Annotated in this window: 21 protein-coding genes; 14 read left to right on the top strand and 7 right to left on the bottom strand. The window is 70.2% G+C overall.

Annotated elements, in window-relative coordinates:
• Positions 1–63 precede the first annotated feature (63 nt).
• The 3 genes from ABGB08_RS03825 (at position 64) to ABGB08_RS03815 (ending at position 1806) form a co-directional block, all read left to right on the top strand.
• Positions 64–525 carry a DUF6788 family protein gene (locus ABGB08_RS03825; protein ID WP_347586264.1) on the top strand — a complete coding sequence of 154 codons (462 nt, stop codon included), beginning with the start codon at positions 64–66 and terminating at the stop codon, positions 523–525.
• Positions 526–585: 60 nt separating this feature from the next.
• Positions 586–1221: a UPF0236 family protein gene (locus ABGB08_RS03820; RefSeq protein ID WP_347586438.1), complete on the top strand. Its 636-nt coding sequence runs from the start codon at positions 586–588 to the stop codon at positions 1219–1221.
• Positions 1222–1335: 114 nt separating this feature from the next.
• Entirely contained in the window at positions 1336–1806 is a 471-nt protein-coding gene (locus tag ABGB08_RS03815) for a pyridoxamine 5'-phosphate oxidase family protein (protein ID WP_347586262.1), read from the top strand.
• Between the two features lie 661 nt (positions 1807–2467).
• Here ABGB08_RS03815 and ABGB08_RS03810 read toward each other — a convergent pair.
• The 3 genes from ABGB08_RS03810 to ABGB08_RS03800 all read right to left on the bottom strand — a co-directional run bounded on the left by ABGB08_RS03810 (position 2468) and on the right by ABGB08_RS03800 (position 4566).
• The gene (locus ABGB08_RS03810; RefSeq protein ID WP_347586260.1) at positions 2468–3241 is read right to left on the bottom strand and encodes an SDR family oxidoreductase; all 774 of its coding nucleotides are present in this window, start codon (positions 3239–3241) and stop codon (positions 2468–2470) included.
• Between the two features lie 67 nt (positions 3242–3308).
• Positions 3309–4052, bottom strand: a complete 744-nt coding sequence (locus ABGB08_RS03805) for a sigma-70 family RNA polymerase sigma factor (RefSeq protein ID WP_347586258.1) — start codon at positions 4050–4052, stop codon at positions 3309–3311.
• 1 nt (position 4053) lies between these two features.
• Positions 4054–4566, bottom strand: coding sequence for a hypothetical protein (locus ABGB08_RS03800; RefSeq protein WP_347586256.1), 513 nt, complete (start codon positions 4564–4566; stop codon positions 4054–4056).
• A gap of 589 nt (positions 4567–5155) precedes the next feature.
• Between ABGB08_RS03800 and ABGB08_RS03795 the strand changes: the two genes are divergently transcribed.
• Complete coding sequence (locus tag ABGB08_RS03795) at positions 5156–5350, top strand: hypothetical protein (RefSeq protein ID WP_347586253.1); 195 nt, start codon at positions 5156–5158, stop codon at positions 5348–5350.
• Here ABGB08_RS03795 and ABGB08_RS03790 read toward each other — a convergent pair.
• Positions 5323–5541 carry a hypothetical protein gene (locus ABGB08_RS03790; RefSeq protein WP_347586251.1) on the bottom strand — a complete coding sequence of 73 codons (219 nt, stop codon included), beginning with the start codon at positions 5539–5541 and terminating at the stop codon, positions 5323–5325. The two genes, ABGB08_RS03795 and ABGB08_RS03790, sit on opposite strands and share 28 nt — an antisense overlap.
• 725 nt (positions 5542–6266) lie before the next feature.
• Between ABGB08_RS03790 and ABGB08_RS03785 the strand changes: the two genes are divergently transcribed.
• Positions 6267–7076 carry a hypothetical protein gene (locus tag ABGB08_RS03785; RefSeq protein WP_347586249.1) on the top strand — a complete coding sequence of 270 codons (810 nt, stop codon included), beginning with the start codon at positions 6267–6269 and terminating at the stop codon, positions 7074–7076.
• Here ABGB08_RS03785 and ABGB08_RS03780 read toward each other — a convergent pair.
• Complete coding sequence (locus ABGB08_RS03780; RefSeq protein ID WP_347586247.1) at positions 7073–7303, bottom strand: hypothetical protein; 231 nt, start codon at positions 7301–7303, stop codon at positions 7073–7075. The two genes, ABGB08_RS03785 and ABGB08_RS03780, sit on opposite strands and share 4 nt — an antisense overlap.
• Positions 7304–7525: 222 nt before the next feature.
• On the opposite strand from ABGB08_RS03780, the gene ABGB08_RS03775 reads away from it, so the two are divergent.
• A complete protein-coding gene (locus ABGB08_RS03775; protein ID WP_347586245.1) occupies positions 7526–9214 on the top strand; it encodes an NAD(P)/FAD-dependent oxidoreductase in 1689 nt (562 codons plus the stop codon).
• Complete coding sequence (locus tag ABGB08_RS03770; protein ID WP_347586243.1) at positions 9211–10440, top strand: hypothetical protein; 1230 nt, start codon at positions 9211–9213, stop codon at positions 10438–10440. Before ABGB08_RS03775 ends, ABGB08_RS03770 begins: the two co-directional genes overlap by 4 nt.
• A gap of 78 nt (positions 10441–10518) precedes the next feature.
• Here the strand turns inward: ABGB08_RS03770 and ABGB08_RS03765 are convergent, their stop codons facing one another.
• Entirely contained in the window at positions 10519–10848 is a 330-nt protein-coding gene (locus ABGB08_RS03765) for a thioredoxin family protein (protein ID WP_347586241.1), read from the bottom strand.
• Positions 10849–10957: 109 nt separating this feature from the next.
• Here ABGB08_RS03765 and ABGB08_RS03760 point away from each other — a divergent pair, with 109 nt between their 5' ends.
• From ABGB08_RS03760 to ABGB08_RS03745, 4 genes are all read left to right on the top strand, one after another.
• Positions 10958–11242: a sodium-independent anion transporter gene (locus ABGB08_RS03760; protein WP_347586239.1), complete on the top strand. Its 285-nt coding sequence runs from the start codon at positions 10958–10960 to the stop codon at positions 11240–11242.
• 166 nt (positions 11243–11408) lie between these two features.
• Positions 11409–12236, top strand: a complete 828-nt coding sequence (locus tag ABGB08_RS03755) for a PHP domain-containing protein (RefSeq protein ID WP_347586237.1) — start codon at positions 11409–11411, stop codon at positions 12234–12236.
• Positions 12237–12516: 280 nt separating this feature from the next.
• On the top strand, positions 12517–12786 hold the full coding sequence (locus ABGB08_RS03750; RefSeq protein WP_347586235.1) for a type II toxin-antitoxin system ParD family antitoxin: 270 nt from the start codon (positions 12517–12519) through the stop codon (positions 12784–12786).
• Positions 12779–13198, top strand: coding sequence for a hypothetical protein (locus tag ABGB08_RS03745; RefSeq protein ID WP_347586233.1), 420 nt, complete (start codon positions 12779–12781; stop codon positions 13196–13198). The genes ABGB08_RS03750 and ABGB08_RS03745 overlap by 8 nt, the downstream gene beginning before the upstream one ends.
• 16 nt (positions 13199–13214) lie before the next feature.
• On the opposite strand, the gene ABGB08_RS03740 is transcribed toward ABGB08_RS03745, so the two are convergent.
• The gene (locus tag ABGB08_RS03740; RefSeq protein ID WP_347586230.1) at positions 13215–13772 is read right to left on the bottom strand and encodes a MarR family transcriptional regulator; all 558 of its coding nucleotides are present in this window, start codon (positions 13770–13772) and stop codon (positions 13215–13217) included.
• Between the two features lie 120 nt (positions 13773–13892).
• Here ABGB08_RS03740 and ABGB08_RS03735 point away from each other — a divergent pair, with 120 nt between their 5' ends.
• The 3 genes from ABGB08_RS03735 (at position 13893) to ABGB08_RS03725 (ending at position 19782) form a co-directional block, all read left to right on the top strand.
• A complete protein-coding gene (locus ABGB08_RS03735) occupies positions 13893–17102 on the top strand; it encodes an efflux RND transporter permease subunit (protein ID WP_347586228.1) in 3210 nt (1069 codons plus the stop codon).
• A gap of 170 nt (positions 17103–17272) precedes the next feature.
• Positions 17273–18694, top strand: a complete 1422-nt coding sequence (gene purB / locus ABGB08_RS03730) for an adenylosuccinate lyase (RefSeq protein ID WP_347586226.1) — start codon at positions 17273–17275, stop codon at positions 18692–18694.
• Positions 18695–18753: 59 nt separating this feature from the next.
• Positions 18754–19782 (top strand): DUF4037 domain-containing protein, encoded by a 1029-nt coding sequence (locus ABGB08_RS03725; protein ID WP_218041190.1) that lies wholly within the window; start codon positions 18754–18756, stop codon positions 19780–19782.
• The last annotated feature ends 41 nt before the right edge of the window (positions 19783–19823 follow it).

The following is a 19823-nucleotide window of genomic DNA, read 5'->3' as shown; positions in this document are numbered from 1 at the left end:
TTAGCCCTTGCGCAGGTCGTGGATTAGTCTGAGTGATGTTCCGACTCAGATGTGGAGGTCATCGTGCCTGAGCTGCCGTCTGACATCCGGGGCTTGGAGCGGCTGCGGGCACAGCTGTTCGCCGCGATCACACAGCTGCCCGATTTCCGGCGCGGCGCCCTGAATGAGGTGTACCGCAAGTGCGGGAAGAGCAACTGCGCGTGCGCTAGCCCTGGGCATCGCGGGCACGGCCCGCAGTACAACCTGACCCGCCGGGTGGCCGGCAAAACGGTGAACACGCATTACAAGCCGGGCCCGCAGCTGGAGGCGGTAAAGGAGCAGGTCGCGACCTACCAGCAGTTCGCCGATCTGGTGGAGGAGGTGAGCACGGTCAGCGAAGCGTTGTGCGAGGCCAGAGCCGCGAAAGCGGCCGGGACGGGCCGCCGGGGATCCGGCCCCGCCCCCGCCCCCGCCGACGGCGGGGAAAAAGGGGGCTCTGGGACCAGGTCCGCGACGAGATCGCGCAGGTCCTCGCCGGGGAAGTGACCGCGCTGGCGGCCCAGGCCGCCGCGCTGCTGCAGGACGGCGGCGGGCTCGCCTACGTCCATCAGCTACGTCCATACCTTCGAGGCGGCCGAAGAGTTCGACCCCATCCTGGAAGCCGAATACCTGCGCCGCCACGGCGACCACATCCGTCAGGTCATCGTCATAGGCGATGGCGCCAAATGGATCTGGAACCAAGCCGACCGCCTCTACCCGGCCGCCACCCAGATCGTCGACCTCTACCACGCCCGCGAACACCTCACCGACTTGGCCGACCACCTCGCCTTCATCACAGGCGACCGCGACAGCTGGCTCGCCGAGCGCCGCGACGAACTCGACGCCGGCGACATCGACGCGATCCTCACAGCCGCCCGCACCTACCCGCTCACCGGCATCAAAGCCGCCGAACTCGACACGAAACTCGGCTACTTCGAAACCAACGCCCACCGCATGCGATACGCCCGATTCCGCAGCCTCGGCCTGTTCGTCGGCTCCGGCGCCGTCGAAGCCGCCTGCAAAAGCGTGATCGCCCAGCGCGTCAAACACGCCGGGATGCGATGGAACGTCCACGGCGCCAACGCGATCATTACGCTTCGTTGCGCCCACGCCGCCCAGCCCTGCGACGGCCGCTGGGACCAGCTCTGGCCCTCCACCGACAGTGACCACAGCGGCCTCACCCAAGGCCCGCGAGCCATCTGAATCACACCGTCACTCAGAACCCCAGCTCACCAAGATCACTACCTACATTCTTATCGTGCACCCCTCAAGCTGGGGTAACGCGGTTTTGTCGGTGGCGGCGGGCACGATGAGGGCATGGCTTCGTGGCAGGAGATCGAGAAGGAGGTCCCCGAGTTCGCCAGGCGCGTGCTGGCGGCGATGGGGACGGGCAAGCACAAGACGATGGCGACCCTCCGCAAGGACGGCTCGCCCCGCATCAGCGGCACCGAGGTGGAGTTCAAGAACGACGAGGTGTGGGTGGGGTCGATGCTCGGCGCGATGAAGGCGCGAGATCTGAAGCGGGATCCGCGGGTGGCGGTGCACAGCCCGTCCGTCGATCCGGATCCGGACAATCCGAGCGCCTGGCCGGGGGAGGCCAAGCTGTCCGGCCTTGCGGTGGAGATCACCGACCCCGGGGTGCTCGAGGCCTTCGGAGGACCGCCCGGTGACTTCCACCTGTTCCGGCTGGACGTGCGGGAAGTCGCCTACACCCACGTCGAAGGCGACCACCTGATCATCGAAAGCTGGTCAGAGGGCCGCGGTCTACGCGAACTCCGGCGTAAATAGCCGCCCTGGCCGCTCAGATGTCCCCGTCGTCTGCGGGGGCCGGGGACATCTGAGCGGCCAGGGCAAGCAATCGCGGTCCCGATTCAACCCCGTCTCGGGTGCCGGCGGCGGTGTCGCAGGCATCGCCTCAGGCGATCCCAGGCTCGCTCCGCGGGTCTCGCGGTGTTGCCGGATCACTCGCTGTCATGCGGCGCCGATGACGTCGGTGCCATCGACGTCGCTGTCGCTGTCGCTCTCGTCGCACCGGCGCCGAGAGCGACAGCGGGCTCCCGCGAAGCGGGCGATCTGCCAGGAGTTCCAAGACCTCCCATCGGCCGTCCTTGGCCGGGCCATCTTCCCCAGCGGTCCGGTGACGGGGCAGGCGGTCGATGGGAGCTGCCCCGCCGCGGCATCCACGCGGGCGCCGGGTGCGGGCCCCAAAACCGGACGCAAGACGTTCAAGCGAGGCGGGCATCCACGCGAGGGCCGGGTCCGGGTCAGGTGACCAGTTCCACCACGACGTCCACCTGCTCGGCCCGATCCTTATCGTCGGCGAGCCTTGGCGCGCTGGCCTCCTCCGTCACCTGGCGTGCGCTGCGACGGCCGCGTAGGGCGTGACCGCTGGTCAGGGAGGAGACGTCTGCCTGGCGCGCGGATGGAAGGCGGTGGGTGTTCGGGTGGGTCAGGTGGCGGAGAAGCCGCCGTCGACGCAGAGGGTTTGGCCGGTGAGGTAGGCGGAGGCGGGGGAGGCTAGGAGGATGGCGATGGCGGCGAAGTCGGCGGGGAGGCCGTTGCGGCCGGTCATGGTGCGGGCGGCGAGGACTTCGACGCGGCCGGGGATGGCCTGGGCGGGTTCGGTGAGCGGGGTGAGGACGAAGCCGGGGATGAGGGTGTTGCAGGTGACGCCGTGCGGGGTCCAGGCTTCGGCCTGGGAGCGGGTCAGGCCGCAGATGCCGGCTTTGGCGACGCCGTACGCGCCGCTGTCGCCGAAGGCGCGGATGGACTGCTGGGAGCCGATGTTGATGATGCGGCCCCAGCCGCGGGCGGCCATGCGCGGGCCGAAGTGCTGGCCGAGCAGGTAGGGCGCGGTGAGGTTGACGGCGATGGTCTGCTCGTAGTCGTCGAGGGTGAGCTCGGCCATCGGGCGGCGGATGTTGTTGGCGGCGTCGTTGACGAGGATGTCGACCTCGCCGAAGAAGCTCGCCGCGTGCTCGGTCACGCGGGCGATCGCGGCACGGTCGCCGAGATCGGCGCTGATGGTCGCGGCTCGGACGCCATGGCTCGCGAGAGCGGCGGCGGCCCTGGCGAGCTGCTCCTCGCGGCGCGCCACCAGAACGACGGCGGCTCCAGCCCGGCCGAGGGCTTCGGCGATCCCGTATCCGATCCCGGAGCTTCCCCCGGTGACGAGGGCGACCCGCCCCGCGAGCGAGAACATGTCCGAAAGATAGGACGACATGGCGGGTTACCGTATCATCCCATCTTTCGGATTCGCACCCCGTCCCGTGACCCGGCGACCTTGTGCGCTAACTCAGGCTGAACGCCCGGCCTGCGGCGAGTGCGGTGGCGTCGTCGGCCGCGACGGCCAGCCAGGACAGCCCGTTCTTGTCCGCGCACAGCAGGGAAGCCCCGTTGACGGTCGCGATCCAGCTGGGCGCGGGGTTGAGGTCACGGGCTTGGCCGGCCCGGGGAAACTCCCTGGTTGAGGAGAGGACGAGGATGTGGCGGCCGGTGGGATCGGCATAGCTGTACACGGTGGCGGGCAGGCCGCCCACATCGCGCTGGGCGGTGCCGCGCCAGCCGTAGGAGCCGATGTTCTTGCTCGCGGGAGCGGGCCAGGCGGTCAGCCGCAAGGCGTCCGACCTCAGCAACTCGGCGGCGGTGAACCCGCACAGATCCATCAGCACGATCGCGATCCGCTGCTCCTGCGGCAGCCGCCGCAGGGCCGTCTCGATGGTGGACCGGTTGACGGCCTCCTCCGCCACGTCGGCGGGGCCGGGCGGGTCGAATCCGGCCTGCCAGGTGGTCTCGGCGTGGGCCGCGGTACGGCGGAGCCGGTCGCGGCCCAGGTTGAGGCAGATGGTGGCCAGCCACGGGGCGGCCTTGCGCGGGCGGCGGCCGTCGATCCAGGCCGCCCACGCTCGCGCGTAGGTCTCCTGCACCAGGTCCTCGGCGTCCGGCGCCGAGGGCGTCAGCCGCCGGGCCAGGTTGAAGACCAGGTCCGCCGCGGGCATGGTGGCCTGGAGGAACCGGTCGTGCCTCGGGTTCATCTCACCGGGCCGCGGCGCGCTCGCCCGGCCCGATGGCCAGGAAGCCCTCCTGACGGCGGACGCCGGAGCCGTAGAAGAAGAAGGCCAGCACGGTGCCGAACACCACGTGGGCGAACAGCTCGAAGGGCTGGTTAGCGTCGCGGAAGACCGGGAACAGCAGCGGCGAGAGCACCAGGAAGTTGACCACGTACAGCAGCGCGCCGAACACCGTGCCGATCAGTGCGGCGGTGCCGTTGGTGCGCAGCATCGGCGCGATGAGCGCGAAGGTGATACCGAAGGCCATCGACAGCACCATGTGCACGACCAGGCCGACCCAGATGCTGGTCTGACCCGCCATGATCGCTTCCTTGCCGCCCTGCGCAATGCTGGCGATCATGTGCAGCGGCATCTCGGCCTTGCCGGGCGGCTGGGTGGAGGCGAACCACATGGTGACCCCGGCGAAGATCATGCCGGAGACCAGACCGCCTACCGCGCCGCGGATGAGGCGGCCGGGGAGGGGTTCAGTAGTCATCATCGGCTCCTTGAGGAAGAGTTCGTTTGTCCCTGTCCCCCGTATGGACGGGTGACAGGCGGCGCTGATTGCACCTGGTCCCAGCTCATCGCAAACCCGACCCGGGGCGCCCGCACTATGTCAGCGGGCTGACACCATCACTTCTCCGCGTCGGCGAAGCTGAGGCCCCGCCCGTCCATCACCGGGTCGAAGGCGCCGGTCGCTGGATCGGCTGGCCCCATTCGAAGAACCCGAGATCTCCGCCGCGGTCGGGCAGGTGTTCGGCGATTCGATGCGGCCGTGCCGGACGATCCATACGGTGGTCGATGGCTTGCCGCAAGAGAAGATCAGGGATCCGCGCGGGTGCAGGGTCTGGGCCAGCGCGGCCAGGTCGTCCGGAGTGAGCGGGGCGGCCTCGCCGCGGCCGACGCACCGCGCGATCCATGCCGCTTCGCGGATTCGCGCGTCCGCGGTGTCGGTGCCGCCCAGCAGGCGGGCGGCCTGCTGGAGCGCCGCGGCGGGCAGCCTGGCGATGTCCGTGTTTCGATGATGTCACCATCTCCGCGTCGGGAAGAGCGGCGACGGCAGCGCCCCCGAGGGCAACGTGATCCGCATGCACGAGGACATCGCCGGTTACGGCGATCTGGACAAGATGACCTGCAACTGGACCGGACCGTCGCCAACCGGCAGGCGGGCCGCCGCGTTACCCGCCCGGCGTCGCGACAGCGTCGACGGCGGCAGCCGCCCTGTCACCTGGGGCGCGGGCTGGAATCCCATCGATCAGGGATTGCTCCAGAGGAACCAGTAGCCGTATGTGAGGTCACAGTGGAACGAGGTCCAGAGCCCGTTCTGGACACCGTAGTCGCCGTACCAGAGGCAGTAGGACTGGGTGAAGTAGACGTTACGGAGCGTTTCCGCCTGGGCGGGCGTGGCGGTAGCGAAGATCACCAGGCCACTGGCCAGGGCCACCGCGACGAGTAGGGCTCGAACCTTGCGCATCGATCCTCCTGAGGAGTAATCCAGCCGGCGCCCTCACCATCGCATCGGGAGCGACATGGAGATAGGCCACGCCCAACGGGTGAGGCGTGACCTGGCACGGCGTCCAAAAAGCGCGCGGTGCTCATGAAATATTCAGCGGCGCACGGTTCCCGCTGGCGGTCATCGGGCTCGGTACCGGCGTGCTGCAAGCCGTCCGTCCCGTTGGGGGCTGGTGAGGTACGGGTGGACAGCGATTGCGACGTCCCTGGCGTCAGCTGGGCGGGATGGGGACCGAAGCAGTTGATCTTCGAGCGGCTCGCCGCCGTGGGCCGTGCCCTGGCGTCGGCGGCTCCGGCCACGTCTGGTCCGACGCCGACCCGGGCCTGTGAGCGGACCTCGCCGGCCAACCGGCTCGATCGAACGCCACCTCGCCGAACTCGCGCGCGGCTGCCTTATCTTGGCGCGGTTCGTACTCGCCCTGACGGCCTGCGGCGCCCGATGCACCCGCACGGGCGCCGCCAGGCGGCGTGGAGACACCTCTGAGAAGAGTCGTTCCCGAATCCGGGGACTGTACCGTGCTCGGCCATGCGTGAGCAGGGCAGCGCGGCTTTCGCCTGATCTTCCCCAGAAACCCGGCGAAAGGCATAATCCGGAGAGTGGCTCAGCCGTCGGGTCCGGGAGAGTCGTCGGGGTCTGGCTGCCGCCGGATAGGGGGTGGCATCCTCCTCGTCTTAGGCGTCTTCGGCTTGCTCACGGGACGGATCGGCTGCGGTATCGAGATCGGCACCGGCTCGCGGCCGCCCATCGTGCGCGATCTCCAGGGCGGCGTTCCGCAGGGCACGTACTCCCCGGCTCCTGAGGCAGCCTGGGTCAAGGACGGGTGCGTGGACACCGGGATCACCGACGAGGGCGGCCTGGGGCTCGGTCCGCAGCAGGCGGTGACCTGCGACTCCCAGTACGCGGAAGCGAAGATCGTCGACATCGTCGACGGAGGCGAGCGGACGGCGCGCACCGAGTGCCCCATCGACACCGACGGCTTTCTGGACAGGCCCACCGGTGAGACGGCCTGCCTGCGCAACCTGGCCGGGCCGCATGCCGGTGATCCGGGCAAGGGCGGCGGCATCCTGCGGGTCGGCGACTGCATCTACGCCCCCGACGACGGCAGGGCACCGCCCACCGAACGCGAATGCTACGACCGCGACGGCCCCGGCAAGATTAGAAGCTTCGCGAAGAAGAAGGCGCAGTGCCGCGACGGCGACACCGCGACCAGGCGTGCGGCCCCCACGCCGGTCATCTGCCACGGCGCGGGAGCGGCCGCCGTGCGTCTCGGCCCCGTGGCCGAGACCGGCGCCTGCGTGAAGAAGCCGGCGGCTCTGTCCCTGCCCGGCCTCGGCACCAGCGTCCGCACCCCCGCGCAGGTCGCCTGCTCGGACAAGACGGCCTGGGCCAGGGTCCTCGGCGCCGCCCGCGGTAAGGACCGCTGCCCCTCCGCGACCGACTACACCCTGACCAGCTCGCTCTCCTACCCGTCCACCAGCTGCCTGCGCAGACTCTAGAGAACATCCGGCGACACGACCGCGAAAGCTCCAGGTGCCCAGGTGCTGTGGCCGGCGATCGAGCAGGCCTGACGGCGCCGCAGCGACCACCACACCAGCGCAACGAGTACGGCGAGCCCGGCCAGGCGGAACCACCAGGCGTAGGAGTCGTAGAGCTCGATCGCCCAGGCGAAGGCGGTGCCCGCGTTGACGACTCCGAGCAGGGGCCGGGACGGTGGGGCCGACATAGCACGACCGCTGCTCGATTACGTTCGGGGACTACGCCGATTCCTTTGCCGATGCCGCCTTCTGATCTGGTCCGCCGCGCGCCACGAGCCCAACCCGCGCCTGCGCGCCGCCGCGCTGGCCGCCTGGGGGACGGTGACGTCGGAGCGGACGTTCGCGTTTCGTAATGGCACGGAGCCACTCCGGCCGCGATGCTCTACGGGGAGCCGCACTGAGGAGCGCGCATGGACGGACTGGGTCGATCCCGTCGGGGAGTGATCGCTGCGGGAGCGGCCTCCGGCCTGCTGGCAGGCCTGGTCGTCGGGCCCGTCGCCGCCTACTCGGGCATGATGCGGGCCGCGCCCATGGCACCCGGGTGGCTGATGTTCGGCGTCTACGCCACGGTCACCGGCGCGGCGCTGGGCGCCGTCGCGAGGCAGCGCCGTCCGGCCCCGATGATCGCGGCCGGGCTGCTGGTCGGGCTGCTGGCCTGGGTGGGGTGGACCCTGACCGTGGAGCCGCTGCTGCATGGCCGGCTGCCCACCTGGTCGGCCCGGGCCGCCGCGGACGGTTACCGTGCTCTGGTAGCCGACTCGCTCCATGGGGCGCTGATGGGGGTGCTGCTGTATGGGCTGTCGGCTCTGGTCCGCGTCTCCGCGCCGGTCCAGGAGCCGGTGGGCAGGCGCGTGGTCGTGGTGGGCGGCGGCTTCGCCGGTGTGGCCGCGGCGCAGAGGCTGGAGGATCACGCCGCGCGGGGCCGCCCGTTCGACGTGACGATCCTCAGCGACTCCAACTACCTGCTCTTCACGCCGATGCTGGCCGAAGTCGCCGGGGGTGCGCTGGAGGCGCAGCACATCAGCGTGCCGGTGCGCGCCGCGTGCCCGCGGACCCGCTTCGTCAAAGACCGTGCCGAGACGGTCGACCTGGAGCAACGGCTGGTGCGTACTGCCCGGGGGGCGGTGCTGCCCTACGATCACCTGGTGCTCGCGGTCGGCGCCGTGCCGCACTTCTTCGATCTTCCCGGTGTCGCCGAGCACGCCTTCACCCTCAAGAGCCTCGGTGCCGCCACCGTGCTGCGCGAGCACGTTCTGGGGCTGCTGGAGCAGGCCGACGCCGAGCCGGACAAGGGCCACAGGGCGGAGCTGCTCACCTTCGTCGTCGCCGGGGGCGGGTTCGCCGGGACCGAGGCCGTCGCGGAGTTGTTCGACCTGGTCCACGGGGTTCTGCACTTCTATCCCGGGCTGGATCCCGGCGAGCCGCGCTTCGTGCTCGCGCATCCGGGGATGCGTATCCTGCCCGAGTTGTCGGCGGAGCTCGGCGCCTACGCGCTGGACCGGCTCCAGGCGCGAGGGGTCGAGTTCCGCCTCGGCACGCGGGTGGCGTCGGCTGACGCGCAGGCCGTGCGGCTGGCGGACGGCACGGTGATCGGCACCCGGACCTTGGTGTGGACGGCGGGCAACCGGCCCAGCCCGCTGGTCCAGCGCCTGCCGATCGCGATGGGCCGGGGCGGGACCGTCGTCACCAACGGCTGCCTCAAGGTCGCCGGGGCGGAGGGAGTGTGGGCCGTCGGCGACTGCGCGCAGATCCCCGCCGAGGACGGCTCCGCCCAGCCGCCGACCGCCCAGCACGCTCTCAGGGAAGGGCGCACGGTGGCCGACAACATCGCCGCCGTGACCGCCGGACACGCTGCCTCGCCGTTCCGGTTCCGGACGCGGGGAACGCTCGTCGCGCTGGGCCACCGTACGGCATGCGCCGAGATCCGGGGGCGCAGGTTTTCCGGCCTGGCCGCCTGGCTGCTGTGGCGCGGAATCTATCTGGCCAAGCTGCCCGGGCTGGAGAAACGGCTCAGGGTGCTGTTCGACTGGCTGCTCGATCTCGCCTTCCCCCGCGATATCACGGTCACCATGTCCCGGCCGGCCAAGGAGCGAATGTGATCGCCCGGGGCGCGCTGGCCGGCCTGGCCGGAGGAGTGGCGTTCGGGGCGGCGATGGCACGGCTCGGAATGCTGGAGACGGTGGGCTCGATCGTCCGGGCGGAGTCGAGCGTGGCCGGCTTCGCCGTGCACATGGTGATCGCCGCGGTGATCGGAGCCTTGTTCGGGCTGCTGATGAACGGACAGGACCCGCGGGCCGGGCAGACGCTGCTGTGGGGGCTGGTCTACGGGGCCTTGTGGTGGTTCCTCGGGCCGCTGACCATTCTCCCGCTGCTGCTCGCGCGGCCGGTGGCCTGGGATCTGGGTTCGGCGCAGGCGCTGTTCCCGAGCCTGGTCGGCCATCTCCTCTACGGCGTGGTGACCGCGCTGGCCCTCGCGGCGCTCCTGCTCGCCGGTCCCCGGATCCGCCGGCGGGAAGGCCTCGGTCCCGCGATGATCCGCGGAGTGGCCTACGGGTTCATGGCCTGGCTCGCGGTCGAGCTGACCCTGCGGCCGCTGATCGCCGACGGGGAACTCGGCTGGGCGCCGGCCTTCGCCAAGGCCGCCGCCGGTGCCCTGCCCGCGTACCTGCTCGGCGGCGCGGCCGCCCTGGGCGCCGTCACCTGGACGAGCGGCCTTCGCCGAGCTCTGTTCACCGACAACATCCGCCTGCTGCGCCAGGAGGGCGCGGGGCCACGGAGTCTGCGCGCGATGGGCCACGGCGCTCTGGCCGGGCTGGTGGGCGGGCTGGCCTTCACACTGATCATGCTCCCGCTCGGACTGCTCCCGATCATCGCCCGCCTCGTCGGCGGCGACTCCACCGGCGTCGGGCTGCTCATCCATCTACTCATCGCTCAGATCATCGGGATCTCCTACGCCCTGCTGTTTCAGGGTCGCTCCTTCGACCCCGCCTCGGCACTCGGCTGGGGAGTCAGCTACGGATTCCTGTGGTGGATGCTGGGCGGGCTGACGCTCCTCCCGTTACTGCTCGGCGCCCCTCCCGGCTGGAACGCGCCCGCCATGGCCGCGGCGTTCCCGTCCCTCATCGGGCATCTGGCCTACGGGGCGGCGCTGGGAATCGTCTACTACCGGCTGGAGAGCCGGGTGAGCCCTTGGTGGATCAGCCGCAACCGGCTTGAGGAGGACCGGGCAGAGCAGGGGCGGCTGCAGACCCTTGGCTCCGCGCCTGCCTTGTGGACGATCACCGTGCTGATCGCGCTCACCGTTCCGCTCCTGTTGGGCGGCTGAACGCCGGCACACCCGGGTTCGCGAGCATGCCGCGCGGTTTCGCGCTGGCCCTGGTCGGCGGTTACGCCGAGGACGCACCTACCTTGCGCCGCCGTCCGGCACCTGACCCAGCACCCGGCACAGCGCCGCCACCGACGGCGCGCCCTCCAGGCGACCCTTCTCGTCGCGATACATCCGGCAGGCCAGACCGGTCGGCACCGCAGGGCCGGCGAACGGGTCGCGGCCATCGACCGGCAGCGTCGGCGAGCCGCGCATCTGCCAGCGCTCGGCCTGCTCAGCATCGCTCACCGTGCGGTGTGTGATCGAGGCCCTTGCCGCGGCGCCGGTCTCGGCCAGCGCCTGAGCCAGCCGTTCCTCCAGCACCGGCGAGTTCGGGCAGTCCGGCACCGCCACCACCGTCAACTCCATCGCGTGGCCTCCTTCCGAGCTGCGAGTTGTGCCTGCCCCATCACGGTAAACCTTCCAGAACGCTGGAAGGTCAAGGTCCCAAGGCTGGAGATATGCGCGTGCCGCGGTCGTGGCGCTGATCTGGGCGAACTCGCCCCTGGCCGCTCCTATGCAGCCGTTCTGCCTCGCCTCCAGCAACGACCGAGTCTGCCAATTCGACTATGCCGGCGACCCGGACGACGTGATCATCGATCTGTCCGACGCCCACATCTGGGACGCCTCCTCCGTCGCCGCCCTGGACGCTGTCGAAACCAAATACGCCGCCCGCGGCAAGAAGGTCGCCATCGTCGGCCTCAACCAGCCCAGCGCCAGACTGCACGACGCCCTGGCCGGTCAGCTCGCCGCCGGCCACTGACAACAGGGGCGGGCATTCCCGGGCTGCCCGCGAGGCCGCCGCCTGACCGGCGGACCGGGTAGGAAGAGTTCCGGGGAGCTGTGCCACCCCGCGGTTTAGACTCGATCGCTGCCGCGATCAGCCGGTTCGAACGTGAATGGCCCGGGCCGCGCTCTGAGGAGACAAGATGATGCCACCCGACGGGCATGTCCACATCGAATGGTCATGGGATACCGTCACCGGCTCGATGGAGGCGTCCTGCCGGAAGGCGATCGAGCTTGGCCTGCCCTCGATCGCCTTCACCGAACACGCGGATCTCACGCGGTGGACGATTCCAGCGGGCACGGCGGGAATACTGCCGGAACACATCCGCCCGTGGCTCCGTCCGGACGGAACCCTTCAGGCGCCCGATCTCGACGTCGCGGGATATCTGGAGGCCGTGCGAAGGTGCCGGGACCTGTTTCCGGCTCTGCGCATTGTGTCCGGCGTGGAGCTGAGCGAGCCTCACCGTCATCCCGGCCGGGTTGACGCCCTGCTGGCAGCCGGTCACTTCGATCGGGTTCTCGGCTCGGTGCACGCCCTGGAAGGCGGCCTTCCGGTCGATGTCCTTTTCGATGCCCGGCCCCAGGAGGAGATCCATCGGGAGTACCTTGCCGAGGTCCTCACGCTGGTGGAATCAGCCAGCCCGTTCACGGTCCTGGCGCACATCGACTACCCGATCCGCTACTGGTCGGGGCACTACCGGCCGAGCCTGTTCGAGGCGGAACTGCGGGAGGTGCTCGGCGCGCTGGCGAGTAGCGGCAGGGTCTTGGAGGTGAACACCAGGGTGCCGCTCCACCCGCGGGTCGTCGGCTGGTGGCGCGAGGCGGGCGGTTCGGCGGTGTCCTTCGGCAGCGACGCCCACGCGCCCATGGCGGTGGGACACGGATTCAGCCAGGCCGCGGCCATGGTCGAGGCTCAGGGTTTCCGCCCCGATCGTGATCCGCATGCCGTCTGGACGCGCCGATCCACGTGAGTACGGCCCCGGCGTCGTTCGCCGGCGTCACCCCGCCCTGGGAGGAATCGATGTGTCCGGACGCGCCATGGCGCGGGAGCGTTCGTCGTCGGCCGGCCTTGAACGCCATATCTCCTTCATGGAGCTCCGTTGCGCAGTGCGCCGGAGGCCCCCGGCATTCACACGAGCACACGGGTCGCGTCCCGGTGAGCGGGCCGTGCCCGCCTATGGCTGCCGCCCGCCCAGAAGCCGCTCAGGGCGTACGCCGTTCCCCATCAGGTGATCATCGTATAGTTATCGCATGACGACGAGAGCGGTGTCGGTGACGATCGACGAGTACCTGTTCGCGTACGCGCAGGCGGAGGTGGACGCGGGCCGGGCCAAGTCGGTGAGTGCGGTGATCAACGCGGCGCTGGCCACCCGCGCTGAGGCGGACCAGGCCGCCGACGCGGCGGTTTTGGCCGCGGTGGAGGCCGTCCGGGCCGACCCGGCCCGAAGCGCGCGCGTTGAGCGCATGACGGCGCACCTGCTGAACCGGCGCGGCGGCGGGTCGGTGGCCGTGGATGTCTGAGGCCTCCTACGTCCTGGACGCCTCGGTGGTGTCCGAGGTCGCCCGCGGGGACGGGGATCTGATCACGATGCTGTTCGGACTCACGTCCCAGCGAATCCGGGTCGTGGTGCCCGCGCTGGTGGTGTCGTCGGTGGCCGCCGAACTGGGTGAACCATCCGGATTCCTGCCGGCGGTGCGCGGGATCGCGCGCCTGGAACACGGTTCGTACGGGTCGCTGGCCGATTTCGACGACGCGCTGGAGCTCGGCCGGGTCCTGGGCAGGCTGGGCGAGGAGGCGCGCTGGCCGGACGCGCACACGGTGATGCTGGCACGGCGGTGGCGAGGCCAGATCCTCACGCTCGACACGTCCCGCTGGAAAGGCTACGAGCTTGACGGCGTACCGGTCGCGGAGGTCGCGGACCCGCAGGGGTGACCCGGCGGGCGCCGGGTCAGTCGCGGGGGCAGGCGGGGTGGAGGGTGGACAGGACGTCCAGGACGCGGCGCATGACGCGGTCGAGGTCGCGCAGCGTCGTCAGGTCGAGGTGGGCCAGGAGGTCGCGCCAGGTGGCGTTGCCGGCGTCGAGGATCTGGGCGGTGAGGTCGCGGCCGACGGGGGTGAGTTCGACGCGGCGGACGCGGCGGTCGGCGGGGTCCTCGTGGCGGGTGGCCAGGCCCTGGGCGACGACGCGGTCGACGATTCCGGTGACGGTGCCCAGGCCGATGCCGAGCTCGCGGGCCAGGTCCTGGCCGGAGGCCGAGCCGAGGAACGACAGGGACATGACGACCTTGAGCTGCTGCATCGTGAGATTGGAGGCCAACAGGGGGAGGGAGCGGTCCCGGGCCAGGAAGCGGCCCATGCCATGCTGGGTCTCGCCGAGACTCTCCAGCAGTGACCGTCGTTCTTCCGCTTCCTTTGCGGAAAGACCGAAGTCATCGGGGTCGTTGACGTAACCGCTGACGTCGTCACCGGGGGTCAGGTCCGGTCTCGTGCCTGTCTCGTCGCTCACGCTCACCTCTCGCAACCTGAGAAGGTTATCAGGAAAGCCAGGCGACGTTAAATATTCGTACAAGGCGAAGTGTTAGGGTTGGGCGAACATTCCCGCGTCATCCTGAGGAGTCCCGCCCCCATGACGTCCCTGGCCAGGCTGAGCCTCGCCAACCGCAGTCTCGTCATCATGATTGCGGTGGTGCTGAGTGCTTTTGGCGCGTTCGCCATCCCGTCGCTGAAACAACAGCTTTTCCCCTCCCTGGAGTTCCCGGGGGCGTTCGTCATCGCCGCCTACCCGGGCGCCTCTCCCGACATCGTCGAGGAACAGGTGACCAAGCCGGTCGAGAACAGCTTCCAGGGCGTCGCGGGCGTCACCGAGATCAACTCGACGTCCCGGGAGGGCATGGCCCAGATCCAGGTCGCCTTCGAGTTCGGCACCGACATCGACGAGGCCATCGGCAAGATGCAGCAGTCGATCTCCCGGATCGAGGCGCAGCTCCCGGCGAACGTGGATCCGCAGGTGCTGGCGGGCAACACCGACGACATCCCGGTCATGGTCATCGCGGTCAGCGACGGCGGTGACCAGCAGGGCACCCTGGACCGGCTGGAGCGGATCATGGTCCCGGCCGTGCAGGGCGTGGCGGGGGTGCGGGAGGCCGAGGTCACCGGGGCCCGCGAGAAGCAGGTTGTGATCACCCCGGACAGCAAGGAGCTGGCCAGGCTGGGGCTGTCCCCGGCGGTGATCCCGGATCTGCTGCGCGCCAACGGTGTCGCGATTCCGGCCGGGGCGCTGGTCGAGGAGGGCAAGAACCTCACGGTCCAGATCGGGGACCGGATCGAGGGCGTGGAGGATCTGAAGGGGCTGTATCTGGCTCCCGCCGTACCGGCTCAGGCGGCCGGCGGGCAGCCGGCGCGGCCGGGTGCGGCGGGAAGCGCGGCCGGGGCGCGGCCGGTGGCGGTGCCCAAGCCGCCCAAGCCGGTCACGCTGGGCTCGGTCGCGGACATCGAGGTCAAGGACGGGGACGCCTCGACGCTCACGCGGACCAACGGCAAGCCGAGCCTGGGCGTGTCGATCACGATGACGCCGGACGGCAACGCGGTGCAGATCTCGCATGACGTGCGGGCGCTGATGCCGCAGCTGGTCCGGGATCTGGGCGACAGCGCGGAGCTGACCGTGGTGTTCGACCAGGCGCCGTATGTGGAGCGCTCGATCGAGGACCTGACCACGGAGGGCCTGCTGGGCCTGACGTTCGCGGTTCTGATCATCCTGGTGTTCCTGCTGTCGATCCGGTCGACGATCGTGACCGCCGTGTCGATCCCGCTGTCGGTGGTGATCGCGCTGATCGCCCTGTGGGCAGGGGACTACTCGCTGAACCTGCTGACCCTGGGCGCGCTGACGATCGCGGTCGGCCGGGTGGTGGACGACTCGATCGTGGTCCTGGAGAACATCAAGCGCCATCTCGGGTACGGCGAGGAGAAGCGGTCGGCGATCCTCTCCTCGGTGCGCGAGGTCGCCGGGGCGGTGACGGCCTCGACGCTGACCACGGTGGCGGTGTTCCTGCCGATCGCGTTCGTGGGCGGCATGGTCGGGCAGTTGTTCAGCCCGTTCGCGATCACGGTCACGGTGGCGCTGCTGGCCTCGCTGCTGGTGTCGCTGACGGTGATCCCGGTGCTGGCCTACTGGTTCCTGAAGGCGCCGAAGATCTCGCCGGAACAGGCGCAGGCCGTGCGGGAGGAGGCCGAGCGCAAGGAGCTGCGCTCGCCGCTGCAGCGCATGTACCTGCCGGTGCTGCGGTTCGCGACCCGGCGGCGGTGGATCACGCTGCTGATCGGGTTCGCGGTGTTCGCCGGGACGATGGCGCTGGTGCCCAACCTGAGGACGAACTTCCTGGACTCCTCCGGCCAGGACACCATCCAGATCACCCAGCGCATGCCGGTCGGCACCAACCTGGAGACCACCGACGCGGCCGCCGCCAAGGTGGAGGCCGTCCTGGCGGCGACGCCGGAGATCGCCTCCTACCAGGTGAACGTGGGCGGCGGCGGCCAGTTCATGGGCGGCGCGGGCGGCAGCGCGGACCGGGCGTCGTATTCGGTGACGCTGGCCGACGACGTCGACACCCCGGTGCTGGAGGAGAAGCTGCGGGAGCGGCTGTCGGCGCTGGGCGCCGGCGAGGTCGTGATCGGCGGGGGCGGCGGCGGGTTCAGCTCCGACCAGCTGCAGGTCATCCTGCAGGGCGCCGACAACGCCGAGCTGAAGACCGCGGCGACCACGGTGGCCGGCGCGCTGGCGGGCACGCCCGGGCTGCGGGATGTCGCCTCCAACCTGGAGGATTCCGCCGAGCGGATCGAAGTGCACGTCGACCGGGAGAAGGCGGCGTCCCACGGCCTCACCGAGGCCGGGATCGGCCAGCTGGTGGCGCAGGCGTTCCGGGGCGCGCCGGTCGGGTCGATCGACCTGGACGGCCGGTCCAGCGACATCGTGCTGCGCACGGGTGACGCCCCGGCGACGCTGACCGAGGTGCGGGACCTCACGCTGCCCACCGCCACCGGGCCGGTGAAGCTGTCGACGGTGGCCGAGGTCGAGAAGGCCGGCGGCCCGACCCAGATCAGCCGTCTGGACGGCGAGCGCACCGCGACCGTCTCGGGCACCGCCGAGGCCAGCGACCTGGGCGCGATCACGGCGACGGTCACGGAGAAGATGAAGGGCGTCACGCTGCCCGCCGGGGTGAGCTACCAGATCGGCGGGGCGAGCGCCGACCAGGAGGAGGCCTTCGCCGACCTCGGGCTGGCCATGCTGCTGGCGATCGCCATCGTCTTCATGATCATGGTGGCGACGTTCCGCAGCTTCGTGCAACCGCTGATTCTGCTGGTGTCGATCCCGTTCGCCGCGACCGGGGCGATCGGGCTGCTGCTGGCCACCGACACCGCGCTCGGCGTGCCCGCGCTGATCGGCATGCTGATGCTGATCGGCATCGTGGTGACGAACGCGATCGTCCTGATCGACCTGATCAACCAGTACCGCGAGCAGGGCCTGGGCGTGGTCGAGGCGGTCATGGAGGGCGGCCGCCGCCGGGTTCGCCCGATCCTGATGACCGCGCTGGCGACCATCGGCGCGCTGACGCCGATGGCGATCGGCCTGACCGGGTCGGGCGGGTTCATCTCGCAGGCGCTGGCGATCGTGGTGATCGGCGGTCTGGTCTCCTCGACGTTGCTGACGCTGGTCCTGGTGCCGACCCTGTACACGATGGTCGAGCGGACGAAGGAGCGGCTGCGGCGCAAGCCGGGCGGCAAGCATGAGATCGAGGACGTGAAGGTGTACGAGGAGGAGGCGCTCACCCCCTCCCGCTGACCCGGGAAGAAGGCCGCGTGACCATCGGTCGCGCGGCCTTCTGTTCTGCCTTATTGATCTACTTTGTAAAGCAGGTGGCTGGGTGAAAAATCGCAGCCCAGCAAGCGAAACCCTCAGCTAGGACGAGGCGGCGATGCGAGTCGCGGGGAGCGGCGATAGGCTGGGGCAACGTGACCAAGCCGCGTATTCCCAATGTCCTGGCCGCTCGTTACGCCTCCGCCGACCTGGCTCGGTTGTGGTCTCCCGAACACAAGGTGGTGCTGGAGCGCCGCCTGTGGGTGGCCGTGCTGAAGGCGCAGGCCGATCTCGGGGTGGCGGTGCCGGCCGACGCGATCGCCGCGTACGAGAAGGTCGTCGATCAGGTGGATCTGGCGTCGATCGCGGCGCGGGAGCGGGTGACCCTGCACGATGTGAAGGCGCGGATCGAGGAGTTCAGCGCGCTGGCGGGGCACGAGCAGGTGCACAAGGGCATGACGTCGCGGGATCTGACCGAGAACGTGGAGCAGTTGCAGATCCGCGACAGCCTGCTGCTGGTGCGGGACCGGATGGTGGCGATGCTGGCCCGGCTGGGGCGGCTGTCGGCCGGGTACGCGGGCGTGGTCATGGCGGGCCGTTCGCACAATGTGGCGGCGCAGGCGACGACGCTGGGCAAACGTTTCGCGTCGGCGGCCGATGAGCTGCTGGTGGCGTACGCGCGGCTGGAGGAGTTGATCGCCCGCTATCCGCTGCGCGGGGTGAAGGGCCCGGTCGGGACGGCGCAGGACATGCTGGATCTGCTGGGCGCGGATCGGCTGGCCGAGCTGGAGGATCGGGTGGCGGCGCATCTGGGGTTCGCGGAGCGGTTCGTGAGCGTGGGCCAGGTGTATCCGCGTTCGCTGGACTATGAGGTGCTGACGGCGCTGGTGCAGCTGGCGGCGGCGCCGTCGTCACTGGCGAAGACGATCCGGTTGATGGCCGGGCATGAGCTGGTGACCGAGGGGTTCCGGGAGGGTCAGGTCGGTTCGTCGGCGATGCCGCACAAGATGAACACGCGCTCCAGCGAGCGGGTGAACGGCCTGATGGTGGTCCTGCGGGGGTATGCGTCGATGGCCGGGGAACTGGCGGGGGATCAGTGGAACGAGGGGGATGTGTCGTGTTCGGTGGTGCGCCGGGTGGCGTTGCCGGACGCGTTCTTCGCGTTCGACGGCCTGGTCGAGACGATGTTGACGATCTTGGATGATTTCGGGGCTTTCCCTGCGGTGATCGAGGCGGAGCTGGACCGGTACCTGCCGTTCCTGGCGACGACGAAGATGTTGATGGCGGCGGTGCGGGCGGGTCTGGGCCGGGAGTCGGCGCATGAGCTGATCAAGGAGCACGCGGTGGCGGCGGCGCTGGCGATGCGGGTCGACGGTACGGGCAACGACGTCCTGGACCGGCTGGCGGGTGATCCGCGGTTCCCGCTGGACCGGGCGGCGCTGGAGGCGTTGCTGGCTGACCGGCTGTCGTTCACGGGGTCGGCCGAGGCGCAGGTGGCGGCGGTGGTGGCCCGGGTCGAGGCGGTCGTCGCGGCGCGTCCGGAGGCGGCGGCTTACACGCCGTCGGCGATTCTCTGACCGGTTGACGCCGGGGAAAACCAGGTGAGCGGGCGAAGGGGACGAGGCACAGTTGGTGCATGATGTCCAGTTTCGTTCCGGGTCTTGAGCTGTCGAGGGCGTTCTATCGCGAGGTTGTGGGGCCGCTGCTGGGCGGGGTGGCGCATGGGGCGGCGCTGATCGGGCCGGGTTCGGAGGTGCTGGGTTTCGACACGGCCCGGTCGGCTGATCATGATTGGGGTCCCCGGGTGCTGGTGTTCGTGGCGCCGGGGATGGTGGAGGGCGTACGGGAGCAGGTGTGGTCCCGGCTTCCGGCGGAGTTCGGCGGCTATCCGACGGCGTTCGGCTCCGATCGTCATCCGGTACGGCCGGGCGTGGAGGTGGCGGAGTTCGGGCCGTGGGCGCGCTGCCAGCTGGGCTTCGACCCGCGGGGTGAGATCACGGTGGAGGATTGGCGGTCGGCGCCGTGGCAGCGCCTGGCGGAGCTGACCTCGGGTGAGGTCTTTCATGACGGCCTGGGGGAGCTGGCGGCGGCGCGGGCGGGGTTGCGCTGGTATCCGCCGGATGTGTGGCGGTATGTGCTGGCGTGTCAGTGGGTGCGGATCGCGCAGGAGGAGGCGTTCCCGGGGCGGGCGGCCGAGGTGGGGGATGAGCTGGGGTCGTTGCTGGCGGCGGGTCGGCTGGTGCGGGATCTGATGCGGTTGTCGCTGCTGATGCGGCGCAGGTATCCGCCGTACGGGAAGTGGCTGGGGAGCGCGTTCAAACGGTTGAGCGGGTCGGCGGAGCTGGGGGAGGCGCTGAGCGCGGCGTTGCGGGCGGGGGATTGGCGGGCGCGGGAGGAGCATCTGTGCGTGGCGTACCGGCGGGTGGCGTCGGTGCAGAACCGGCTGGGGCTGGCGGAGCCGGTGGAGGGGTCGGTGCGGCCGTTCTTCGCGCGGCCGTTCCGGGTGATCGGGGGGATGCGGTTCGCCGAGGCGCTGATGGGGGCGGTGTCGGATCCGCGGGTGCGGGAGTTGCCGCTGGTGGGGACGGTGGATCAGTTCGCGGACAGCACGGACGCGCTGACGCGTTCGGATCGGGCGCGTTCGCTGGCGGCTGCGGTGCGTTGACGGCGGTCCGGCAGAACTTCTATGGTTCATTAGTAGAGTAA

Origin of the sequence: Acrocarpospora sp. B8E8 (assembly GCF_039871605.1) — a bacterium.
Taxonomy (GTDB): Bacteria; Actinomycetota; Actinomycetes; order Streptosporangiales; family Streptosporangiaceae; genus Acrocarpospora; species Acrocarpospora macrocephala.
Note: the sequence above shows the minus strand (reverse complement) of the source record. Positions and strands in the feature narration are given on the sequence as shown.